This window comes from Mucilaginibacter sp. P4_C11, assembly GCF_056402115.1.
The window spans coordinates 38549-50266 of sequence record NZ_JBFUIA010000018.1; the positions used below are offsets into that span (position 1 = coordinate 38549).

An 11718-nucleotide genomic window follows, 5' to 3' on the forward strand; every position below is an offset into this window, starting at 1 on the left:
GATATTTTTTTAAACAAACTAATGGATGGCCGCCAACGCTTTCCGTCGACAATATTTCGTTCTCACCGAAACTGCTTGCCGGGAGCTTTTTTGACGGCCTTTCCAAAAGCTAACTATTACTGATTTTTAGTTTTCAATAAGGGTATTTTACAGCAGGAAAATCTTCCTGCGCATTTTTAAACTCCTGCTCCCACTCCATGCTCCAACCAAATGCCAGGGTAGCCTGCGCTTTTAGGTTTACACCGGCGGCTCCGCTCCAGAAGTGAATAAACTCGCCCCAGTTTAAGTTGCGGGTGTATTCATAGCCGATGGCATTTTTCTTTTTGGGGAAATTTGCAGCCAACAACTTGAAATACTTGCTCAACACTGCCGCGTGGCCGTATTTTGTATAAATAGGGTAAAACCAGTTTTTAAACCACTGCGAGTTTGCCCGCGGAAAATTATCATACTGTGACTGCATTTGCGTAAATACACGGCCGGCTTCATCCTCCATCCCGACATTCATCAGTACATCGTAGTTATATATCTCCATAAACTTACTATCGCCCCAAAGCACATCAGAGGGCGAGCCCTGTACGCCGTTGTTGGCACCGCAAATAATGTGACCGGTTTCATGTACCGGGATGCCGATAATTTGCCCCGTTGGGGTCGACCAATCACCCAGGCCGCAATCAATAGCATTACGGTAATCGTGACTGGCGTCAAAATACGATGCCGGGTGACCGCCTCCTAACGCTTCATCAAAAGGGGTTACTATACCGTGTAATACCACATATAGGCGCGATGAATCGCCAAAAGCACCATACGTTTTCTTGGCATATTGCCAAACTTTCGACATTGTTTTGTATGGCCAGGTAACCGTAGTGTCCATATTGGCGTCATAGTAAATGGCGTCGTCAGCGTCATAATACACTCTTTTTAACAGGTAAACATGTGGGCCACCCCAATGCTCCTGCCATGTTTTTGGCGGCGCCCCCCCATAAGCTATCCCTGTGCTTTTAGCTAAGTCTTTTTTACAGGCGCTTAATAAGGCAAGACATGCCAGGCATATTAATATGCTCAAATTATTAATGGCTTTCATTGTTATAATTTCTTGTTATTAAAAATCTAATACGTGTACTTCACATTAGGAAAATCTTTTTGGGCCTGCCTGAATTGCTGCTCCCACTCATCAGTCCAGCCGAAGGCAAAAGTTGCCTGGGCTTTCATGTTATCGCCGGTAGCACCGCTCCAAAAATGGACAAACTCGCCCCAATTTAAATTCTGGGTATATTCTGCGCCGTGTGGATTTGGTATTTTAGGATAGTTGGCAGCCAGCAGCTTAAAGTATTTGCTAAGCACAGCAGCATGGCCATATTTCGCATAAATGGGGTAAAACCAATTCTTAAACCATTGCGAGCCGGCACGGGGAAAGGTATCCACCTGTGCCTTAAGCTGATCATATACCCTTGCGGCCTCATCCTGCCTGCCGATGTTCATGAGCACATCATAATTGTAGATTTCCATAAACTTACTATCACCCCACAACACATCCGACGGAGAACCTTTTACCCCATTATTAGCGCCGCAAACAATGTGACCCGTTTCATGAATAGGAATCCCTATTTGCTGGCCTGTAGGATATTTCCAATCGCCCAGCCCGCAATCTATCGCATTGCGATAGTCATGGCTTTCATCAAAATAAGATGCCGGATGGCCACCGCCAAGAATTTCTTCAAATGGCGTAGATATCCCGTGTAAAACCACGTATAGCCTGGCCGAATCGCCGAAAGCCCCATACGTTTTTTTAACATACTTCCAGGTATCTGACATGGTTTTGTAAGGCCAGGTTACCGATTTATCCATTGACGGATCATAGTATACCGCTACATCGCTATCAAAATAAACCCGGTTCAGCAAAAATGTGTGCGGCCCTCCCCAGTGCTCCTGCCAGGTTTTAGGCGGTGATCCCGGGGGATCATTTTGTATCACATTGGTAGTTTGTTTATTTTTTTTACATGAAGCAGCCAAAAAAAGCAAAAGCACAGCCGAAACACAGAATATGTTTTTTAAAAATTTCATGATCTTAATTTTTTGTTTACTTGATCACGATATCAACCGGCGAGCCGGGAATGCCATCAAGCTGTTTAATTATAACACCGTTTTTACCTACACTAACATCAAGGGTATACAGGCTCCCGGCCACACCGGCTGTAAGCGTATTACCATCCGCACTTAGCTTTATCATGCTTACTTTTTTGCCGCCCATGCTGGCATCCAAAGTCCGCAAATCCTGATTTAAGGGATTGTAGCGATATATTTTATCATCAGAGGTGAAGTAGAAGATATCAACCGCCGATTTTTGCCATTTGGTATCGGCTTTTACATACGCCTCTGCTTTAAATTCCCGCTTATAATAGGTTTCTATAGCCCGTTGCGAATAATCGTCCATATCGATATAAAAGGAAAGCTCATAGATCTTGCCATCGGTATCCCTGAAATAAGCGTAAGACTGCCCCGGCTGTGCCAGCATAAACACCAGGTCGGTCATACCCGTGTTAAGCGGGCTAAAGGCTTTGCCTTTTACGGTATAGTCGGCTCCCATATAGTTACCGCCGCCATCAAAAGAAACAAAGGCTTTGGTTGTTAAGTCGAACCCAAAAAAGTAACCGGGCGTACGGGTAAAAAACTTAGATAGTGTGTATGTTCCGGATTGCGGGTTTGAAAACTTCCCAAAATCGGGTGCAAACGGCGCAGTTGAAGTAATGGACAAATAAAGCTTATTATTGATAACACCTGTTGGTACCCCCATTGAGGCTTCAAAACCCTGCGGGGTTATGGTAGCAGGTGCAACAAAGAATTGTTCATTAAAATACCTTTTCCTTAGCATGGTATTGCCATCAATAGTAACGCTATTTTTGGTTGGGTCCTGGCAAATAACCCAATAATCTTCGGCCGTACCGGGCTGATAAGCCAGAGGCTTGGCAAACAACTGTATTGGATTGGCCGGCAGGTTTTCGCCCGTGAGCGAAAAATAAAGGTTGCTTAATACAGATCTGTCGGGTTTTATAAACGAGAGCTTAGTAACGCCATTATCAACACTTAATACTGTTGTACCGGTTGAAAACTGGGTATTACCCTGGATTTTGAACGGGAAAAAGTACTTGATGCCGTTACGTTTATCGGTAACCGTTAATTTAGCGTTACGCAACTTTGGCGGCAGTTTATATACTATTGCAAGCGGATAGCCGGTATAAGTATCTGTACGGGCGTCTTCATCAACGTAAATGTCCCATTGATAGGAAAGATCTTTCAGGTAATCGGCACCATCAAACTGTACATAGGGTTCAAGTCGCAGGGTATCGCCAACCAGTGCATTAAACGTGCCATCGGTAAAATTCACCACAATAGGCTGCGATGGCGGATTATACTTATAGTTACCCAAATCCTTTTTGCAGGAGCAAAAGAACAAGGCAATCATCATAGGTATATATAATATTTTGTACTTCATTGCTTTTTAATTAATTGTTATATCAGAATCTGATTTTTATTCTCATCCATAAAAATGAGTTGCTTAACCGTTGGGAAGTACTTGAGCCAGAACTTTTTATTGGGCGCCGCTTGATTATAAAAATCATAATCGCCGGTATTATCGTTCCGTGGAGTAAGTACAAATCCCTTGCTTGGGTTTTGCTTGATCCAGTTAAAAGGGTCTATCAAAAACTCATGCATATTGTTGATGTAGTACAAATCGCGGGGGATATATAAGAAATAATTAGGATCAACCTGTGGATTAAGCTGTACCAGGTCTGTAGTGCCCGATGAAATTAAAAACAGTTGGTGCTTTACCCTGCTGTAACCTCCTAATTGTCCCCAATATGGCCACCATGCGGGTTCCTCTAACCTGTTGGAGAAAACAATTTGCTTGGAACGGATATCCAGCGGCAGGTTTGACGAAAAATCTGTACCACCCGAAACCTGGATAGCGAGTTTCACCGAATAGTTAGACAAGCCTGTATCCGTATTTAAAATAATAACCGGCACATGTACCGTACCCGAATCCGCAGGCATGGTATATGACGGTTTTAGTGGCTGATAATGCAGTATCCGCACAGCCGACGAATTGGCCACATCCACGCTCAACACAAAGTTGCGGGAATGGTTAACCCTGTTGCCCGATATTTTTACAGGCACCCAAACGGTATCCTGATTCAGGGTTGGGTTATAAGCAAAGGAATAAACCACACTATCGGTATTGGCATATCCAAGGTAAATATTGTCCTTGCCACCTGGTGCATTATATGTAGTTAAAGTCTCTTTTTTACAACTGGCCAGGGCCGCGCAAATAAGAAAGGCAAATAATATATTTCTTTTCATATCTGTTTCTTTTAGTTGGTTCTGTAAGCCTGTTCATCTTGTGGCAACGGGAACATAAACACCCCATTTGATGGCTGTATGTTTTGTGTTGATGACACCACTACCGCATGGTTTAAGCGTTTATACATATAAAACATCTGGTTCTCGGCGTAAAACTCTTTGCGGGCTTCGGCAAGCAGTAAATCGATGAACGCATCTTTGCCAGGTATATCAACAAGCGTGTTGCCTATTCCACGTTTTGCCCTTATGGTATTATAATAGCCTATCGCCTTAACCGGGTCCGTGTCGTAGCTTGCTTCGGCAGCTATATAATACATTTCACTTAGGCGAATAGCCGGTGCAACCAATGGATGAAGATTAGGTTCGGGATCAAGATTGGTGATGTATTTTTGCAACACAGCACGGTTTGGACCACCTGTAGTGGCCGCGGTTGATAAAAACCATTGCTTATAGCGCCAGTCTTCGGCTCCATCCTGGCCTACCTGGTAAATGTCATTAACCTGGTCAACCGTGGCACTGTAAAGCGGGTTACTTACAGTAAACAGGCTTTGAAGCTGGCCGTTAATGCCTTTAGTGTCAATAAACCAGGCGGCAATTAGCTCTTTATAAAAGATCCTGTCCTTTTTCTGAATGTCGCTATTAAAAAAATCGTCCTGGTCTGTAAAAGGGAATCTTTTAGCGTTGATAACTTCTAATGCATTGGCAAGGCTGTTAACCTGGTCGCTTTTATACAAATAAACCCGGGCCAACTCGCCGCAAACGGCGTAATAATTAAGCCGATGACGCCTGTTTTGCAAAAACAGATCATTACTTGCTGTTTCGGTACTACCAACGGTTGATGGATAGCCAATTACATAAGCCGATGAAATGATAGGATCAGACATCAGCAATGTTTTTGCCGCAGTAAGGTCGGCAATGATCTTCGTGATTGCGTCGGCAGTAGTCGAAAACGGCGTACTGGTAACGCCTACGGTGGTAACGTATGGTATCGCTTTTATATTTGGCCCCACTTTATACGATGGACCAAACATGCGGAGTATATCAAAATGCAGGTAAGCCCTTAATGCCAGGGTTTCGCCTTTAATCAATTGGTAATCCTTATCGGCAAACAGTCCTTTTTTATCGTCAATAGCTGCCAGGATATAATTACAGTTGGCTATTGCACGATAGGCCGACGACCACGTGTTGTCGTTTTTTGATACCACACCGCCAAGGGTATAATTAAAATTGGCGGTAGATTGCAGAATTACGTTGTTAAACTGGTAGTTCTGCGATAGTATATCATTGGTAAAGGTTAGGGTGCCACCATATAATGATGAAGAAGCACAGAGTGTATAAACCCCGTTTAAGGCCTCTTTAAATCCCTGTTCTGTAGTAAAAAGATCGTCCTTATTGATTTGTGACTGCGGCTTAACATCCAAAAACTTCTTGCATGATGTAAGCAACATGATAACCACTATGGTGTATAAATATTTTTTCATGTTAGTCATTATTAAAATGTGGCTTGTATTGAACATGTTAAACTGCGGGCATAAGGGTAAGTAATACCCCGCTCCGTTTCAATGCTTGATGTATGGAACACATCGTTGACCGTAAGCGTAGCCCTAACCATTTGCATCCCTATCTTTTTGGCAATGCTTTTTTTGATATCGTACGATAGATTGAAAGAAGGAAGATCGAAAGTGTTTTCCTTTTGCACAAAGCGCGAGGTAGCATAAGACGTACCCAGATCGGCAATGTTTTTATACAAGGCCACGTCGCCGGGTTTCTGCCACCTTTGTGCCAGGGCGCGGCTATCCACATTAAAACGAGGATCAGCGTTTTCAACCCGATCAATCAAGGTTTGGTTAAACTGTTGGCCGCCAAATCTGTAATGAAAAGTAAAACTCAGCAAGAATTGTTTATAGGTGATATTGCTGCCTATGTACCCTTCAACCTTTGGTTCAGAATCGCCAATGGGTTGTGTATCGGCAATATCATAAGTGTAAGTTAAGGAGCCATCCCTTTTAACCAGGATCTCTTTACCGTTTTCAGGATCGATACCTAATGATTTTACACCCCAGATGGTATTGATGGATTGACCTTCTGCAAAGCGCAACAAAGGGGTACCCTGTACACCGTTACTGGCGTTTGACTGGTAATCATCGACACTTTTGTTATAAGCTTTTAACGCGTTAGATATCTTAACAATTTTATTGGTATTGTGCGATAAGTTGCCGATGATATTGATGTTCAATTCTTTTGACCGGTAAGCATTCGCAGTTAAATAAAGCTCGTAACCACGGTTGCCCATATCACCTAAATTGGCTTTATAAGTACTGTAACCTGTAGATGGTGCAATGTTGATATCAGACAGTAAGCCCTTGGTAAGTTTATAATAGTAATGGGGATTAAGTACAATGCGGTCTTTAAATAAGCCTAACTCCAATGACAAATCAAAATTGTTGGTTTTTTGCCATTTGAGGTCGGAGTTCCCATACCCGTTAACCGTTGCGCCAACACCTGTTGAGTACCAGTTTGATGTTTGATAAGTATAAGTGGTATTGGACAACGATGGTGGAAAATCAACAGAGCCGGTAATACCTGTTGACGCCGTTATTTTTAATCTTGAAATAGATGGAAAGTTGTTTTTAATAAAATCCTCATAATGCATATTCCAACCAATACCGGTAGCCCAGAAAGGTGCAAAACGTTGATTTGAACCAAAAGCCGAAGAACCATCAAGGCGGAACGTAGCATCAAACAAATACTTGTTTTTGAAGGAATAGCTACCACTAAAAAAGGAGCCTATCAACCTGCTTGCAGCATCATCCCCACCTGGCGCTGCATCGGGCGCATAAGTACGGGCAAAACCAATGTTGGTAAATTTGTCATTTGAAAAACCGCGGGCCTCAAACGCTTTATAACTTGAAGTAGCCGAGGTGATATTTGAACCTAAAGTGGCATTTACGGAATGATCGCCAAGTTGCGCATTGTAAACAAACCTTAAGTTACCGTCAAGCTTTAAAGAGTTGTTAGCCACGTAATCGTAACTGCCCCTGTTTTGAATATCGGCAGTGGGGCCGTAAAAAAAGCTATTGCTTAAGGGCGATACAAATGCATCTGAGGTTTGTTTGGTATCGGTAACGCTCATTAAACCAATTAACCGCAAGCCTTTAAAAATCTTCCAATCGATTGAAATGTTATCCAGAAGTTCCAGGTATGCCGACTTGTTGAAATTACCCAGGCTGGCTTCAAATAACGGATTATAAACAGGTTCGTTCCTATATTGGCCGTTTACTGGATCATTATAATGGGTGTCTATCACCCAATTGGCTATTTCCCTGATGTAATTGCCGTTTGCATCCTTTATAGGATAGTAAGGGTTCATACTTACGTAAGTAGAAAAATCGCCGTATTTTGATACAACAGAGTTCACCTGGCTTACAGTAACCTCATTTTTTATTAAAACATTGCGGCTGGGATTGTAAAAGAAACTCATTCCGCCGGTATACTGGTTACGTGACGACCCTTTCATTACACCTGGATTGGTTTGATACCGTAAATTGATACCGTACCTGAAGGTTGAATCGCCGCCTTCGGCATATAGTGAATGTTTATGCCCATATGAATTAATAAGCGGTTGTGATAACCAGTAGGTATTTATCCCACTTACTACATTGCGCAGTTTGCTGTAATATTCATTATCTAACTGATCCTGGCTTGATGCCGTGTTATTCACAGCACTATATAAGCCTGCAAGCTTTTCGTATTGTAGTTTGTCGGCAGCGTTTAATACGTGGTACCCGGTAAGGTCTGGCGCTTGTACTGTAAGCTGGTAGTTGTATGAAAGCTGCAGTTTACCCGGTATTGGCGCTTTAGTTGTAATTACAATTACGCCATTTGCCGCCCTTGAGCCGTATACTGCAGTTGCAGCAGCGTCTTTTAGAATGGTTACCGACGAGATGCGGTTCATATCCAAATCCACCACTTTTTCTAAAGAAACCTCAAATCCATCCAATAAAAAAACAGGCAGATTATAGGCGCTTGAAAGGTTATTTCGATCAATGATTTCGCCATTTACCGATGGCAAAGTGGTTGAACCACGAACGGTGATCTTTGGCAAAGAGTTAGGATCGGATCCGAGCAGGTTATTATCCGCAATTCTTAGTGAAGGGTCAAAGGTTGCTATACTTTTAATCAGGTTTTGAGGGTTTACCCGCTGTAAGTCGTCGCCCTTGATCACAATGGCACTACCTGTATAGTTGTCTTTTTTAATAACCTGGTAACCGGTGATTACCACATCGCTAATGGTGCTGTTTTTAGATAACAGGTTTATCTTTAGATACCCGCCATTTTTAATGGTTACTTCTTTAGTTTGGTAACCAACATATGAGAATGACAATACGTCGCCCTGCAAAACACTTAACGTAAACTCCCCGCTGGCGTTAGTCTGGGTGTATTGGGCTTTATTTTTTACACTGATGTTAACACCGATTAACGGAATATTTGCCACCGAGTCGATCACTTTGCCCTGGATAATTACAGGAACGGCAAAGCTGCCTGTTGCGGCACCCGGAGCACGTTTTTCAGGAACCTTGCGACTGATCACAACGGTTTTATTGATAATGGTGTAATTCAGGTCGAGTCCTTTTAAACAGGTCGTTAGAGCCATTTCCAGGGAGGTGTTATCGATATCAATGTCCTGAGTTTGTTTCAGGCTGATCTTTTCCGGGTAAAAGAACATATACCCTGTTTGTTTTTTAATGTCTTTAAAAATAGTTTCGAGCGATGCATTATGCCTTTTGATGGTTACATTTTGCGCAAAAGTCGCCGCAGATAAGTGTAAGGCACAAATGAATACAAATATTGTAGTTAGTTTGATGATAGCGTGTTTTTGCTTTAACCCCCGTAATAAGCAAAGAAGAGGGTAAAGAAATTTTAATTTCATACTTTTGATTTAGAAATAGGTGATAATTAAGCAGGACACCGGTCAAAGTTTACTGCTTGCCTTTTTGATAGCCGGGAGATTAGCGTCTTTCGGCTTTTCTTTCTTTTTGCGGAGGTTTTTAGTATGATTTTATCATAGGCGATTTTTCGTTTTAGGGTTTAGTTTAATCATTAGTTGAATGTGGGTTATAGGATACGATAAGGTTGTTATCTTTTTGTTCGAAATGTACCTGGTAAAGCTCCAGGATTTTTAACACATCACTTAAATTGCTGAACCTGGAAATTTCGCCATGAAATTTCTCATCAGAGATGGTTCCTGAGTAGCTTACATCAACATTGTACCAGCGTGATACCTGGCGCATAATTGTTTTAAGATCATCGCCGTCAAAAGAAAAAATGCCATTTTTCCAGGCTACTTCTTTTTCAGTATCTACCTCTCTTTTCAGCAAACCACCCTGATCTCCGGATACACTTTGCTGCCCGGGCGCAATAATGGTTTTAGCATATTGGTTACTAACTTCGACAGAGCCCTCAAGCAGGGTTGTTTTAATACTGCTCTCATCAGTATATGCATTTACATCAAAATGGGTACCCAGTACCCGCACGGCTTGAAAACCCGATTTAACTATAAATGGCATGGCCTTGTTTTTGGCCACTTCAAAGTAAGCCTCGCCCGTCAATTCCACCTGCCGTTCTACGCCTTTAAATACAGCAGGAAAACGAAGGGACGACATTGCGTTTAGCCAAACTTTGGTACCATCTGCCAGAATAAGCTGGTATTGACCGCCTTTGGGGGTTGTTATCGTATTAAAACCTGCCTCAGTATCTTCTTTTCCTTTCGCAGCGTAGCTAAGTTGTCCATCGGCAACTTTAAGCACGGTTACATTGCCTTGTGTAGCTATATTGCCGTTTTTGGCACTGTTAAGTATAATTTTATTGCCGTTTGCAAGGGTTAAGAAAGCTTTATTACCACCAGGCGGAATATTAGCTACCTGCATATTAGTTTGCTTAACATCCTGTTTATTTAAAAGCAGATAAAAGCCGAGCGATAATAAAATTAATACAGACGCAGCTATAGGCATCCATAATTTCGCAGGATGTAATTTTTTAACCTTATTACCTTCCTCCTCTTTTCCCGGTGATCCCAATTCTTCGTCCATCGATTCCGAAAGGTATTGGTCGAGTTCGCCTTTTTCGGCCAGGTGAAAAAAAACTTCCAATTCTTCGTCGGTCGACTTTTTCTCCAGGTACCGTTTTACAAGCTCTTTGTAATGATCTTTATCCATAAAAACAGATTTCTATGCCTAAGACAACGAAAAGTCGCCTGTAGGGTAGCTGAATTTTATAAAAAGTTAAAAAAAAGTTAATATTGACGAGAATGGTGGCCAAATCACAGCGCGACGACAGAAAAATCAGGTATATAATAAGGATTACCTGCCAAGAACAGGAATAATTGACAAAGTCGGTCGATACCAACGGTTAATAGCGGGAGACTATTGCAAAAAAAACAGTCAAAGAGATACCAAGTTCTTTTTTTAAGGAAAAACTCAGCGCTTTCATAGAGGCTACCATATGATTTTTTACCGCATTCCTTGAAATTCCCAGTTCCTGTGCTACTTCGTCATAAGTTTTTTCCTGTTCACGGCACATATAAAATATTTCCCTTGTTCTTGGCGGCAGGCTTTCTAATATCCGCCTTAAAAATGCAAGGTATTCCTGGTGTATCAATTCATCTTCGGTACTATTTCTGGCCGCAATAAAGCTATTTACAACCAGTCCCAGCGCAGCTTCGGAGCGAAAAGCCGCCTTCATGCTATTCAGGGTATGATTTTTTGCTACTGTAAATAAATAGCTTTTAAAAGAGGTGACGGCCAAAAGGTTAGTCCTGTTTTCCCATATTTTTATAAATACTTCCTGCGTAAGGTCTTCTGCCAGTAATGGCGAGTTAACATACTTCATTACAAAGTGATAAATCAACCCTTTATAATTTCCAAATAAGCGGGCAAATGCCAATTCATCACCTGCAATCATTTTTTGCAGAAGTTGCTGATCATCATACATATGGCCTAATCTCACGAGACATCAGAAATACCAATTTAACAATAAAACATACAGTAAATTCAAATTTAGTTAAATAAACAGGATTTTTAGTAATAAATATACCAATAAAAACACTAAATATATCCATGAGCGCGAAACAGGGTCAGCCGGCGCAATAGTTGCCCGTTCCTGCACGGGTTATGAGTAAAAAACACGTTGAATATGGACGATACCGGCTAAGCCCAATCCAGCCGCCAATCTCTAAACGCTTTAGAACTTTATCTGCTAACAATTTGGTAGACACTGCCAAGGTGCCAGGCTGCAAATTCTTCCATTACTAACGAGATACCATGGTCAACAAACTTCGTCTTTCATCGAATGGAAATATCCATT

At 41.9% G+C, this 11718-nt stretch carries 8 protein-coding genes; all 8 read right to left on the reverse strand.

The window, feature by feature from the left end:
- Positions 1-133: 133 nt before the first annotated feature.
- Positions 134-1081: a hypothetical protein gene (locus AC1DU2_RS17410; protein WP_477364555.1), complete on the reverse strand. Its 948-nt coding sequence runs from the start codon at positions 1079-1081 to the stop codon at positions 134-136.
- 26 nt (positions 1082-1107) lie between these two features.
- Positions 1108-2061 (reverse strand): hypothetical protein, encoded by a 954-nt coding sequence (locus tag AC1DU2_RS17415; RefSeq protein WP_477385539.1) that lies wholly within the window; start codon positions 2059-2061, stop codon positions 1108-1110.
- Between the two features lie 16 nt (positions 2062-2077).
- Positions 2078-3490: a PKD-like family lipoprotein gene (locus tag AC1DU2_RS17420; RefSeq protein WP_477385541.1), complete on the reverse strand. Its 1413-nt coding sequence runs from the start codon at positions 3488-3490 to the stop codon at positions 2078-2080.
- Between the two features lie 17 nt (positions 3491-3507).
- Positions 3508-4356 (reverse strand): DUF4843 domain-containing protein, encoded by an 849-nt coding sequence (locus AC1DU2_RS17425; protein WP_477385543.1) that lies wholly within the window; start codon positions 4354-4356, stop codon positions 3508-3510.
- 11 nt (positions 4357-4367) lie between these two features.
- The gene (locus AC1DU2_RS17430; protein WP_477385545.1) at positions 4368-5837 is read right to left on the reverse strand and encodes a RagB/SusD family nutrient uptake outer membrane protein; all 1470 of its coding nucleotides are present in this window, start codon (positions 5835-5837) and stop codon (positions 4368-4370) included.
- Positions 5838-5848: 11 nt separating this feature from the next.
- On the reverse strand, positions 5849-9286 hold the full coding sequence (locus AC1DU2_RS17435; RefSeq protein WP_477385547.1) for a SusC/RagA family TonB-linked outer membrane protein: 3438 nt from the start codon (positions 9284-9286) through the stop codon (positions 5849-5851).
- Positions 9287-9449: 163 nt separating this feature from the next.
- The gene (locus tag AC1DU2_RS17440; protein ID WP_477385549.1) at positions 9450-10571 is read right to left on the reverse strand and encodes a FecR family protein; all 1122 of its coding nucleotides are present in this window, start codon (positions 10569-10571) and stop codon (positions 9450-9452) included.
- 193 nt (positions 10572-10764) lie between these two features.
- On the reverse strand, positions 10765-11316 hold the full coding sequence (locus AC1DU2_RS17445) for an RNA polymerase sigma factor (RefSeq protein ID WP_477385551.1): 552 nt from the start codon (positions 11314-11316) through the stop codon (positions 10765-10767).
- Between the last annotated feature and the right edge of the window lie 402 nt (positions 11317-11718).

Coding starts and splice junctions, on each gene's coding strand:
- AC1DU2_RS17410 (WP_477364555.1), bottom strand. CDS start 1,081: ATGAAAGCCATTAATAATTTGAGCATATTAATATGCCTGGCATGTCTT.
- AC1DU2_RS17440 (WP_477385549.1), bottom strand. CDS start 10,571: ATGGATAAAGATCATTACAAAGAGCTTGTAAAACGGTACCTGGAGAAA.
- AC1DU2_RS17415 (WP_477385539.1), bottom strand. CDS start 2,061: ATGAAATTTTTAAAAAACATATTCTGTGTTTCGGCTGTGCTTTTGCTT.
- AC1DU2_RS17420 (WP_477385541.1), bottom strand. CDS start 3,490: ATGAAGTACAAAATATTATATATACCTATGATGATTGCCTTGTTCTTT.
- AC1DU2_RS17435 (WP_477385547.1), bottom strand. CDS start 9,286: ATGAAATTAAAATTTCTTTACCCTCTTCTTTGCTTATTACGGGGGTTA.
- AC1DU2_RS17425 (WP_477385543.1), bottom strand. CDS start 4,356: ATGAAAAGAAATATATTATTTGCCTTTCTTATTTGCGCGGCCCTGGCC.
- AC1DU2_RS17430 (WP_477385545.1), bottom strand. CDS start 5,837: ATGAAAAAATATTTATACACCATAGTGGTTATCATGTTGCTTACATCA.
- AC1DU2_RS17445 (WP_477385551.1), bottom strand. CDS start 11,316: ATGATTGCAGGTGATGAATTGGCATTTGCCCGCTTATTTGGAAATTAT.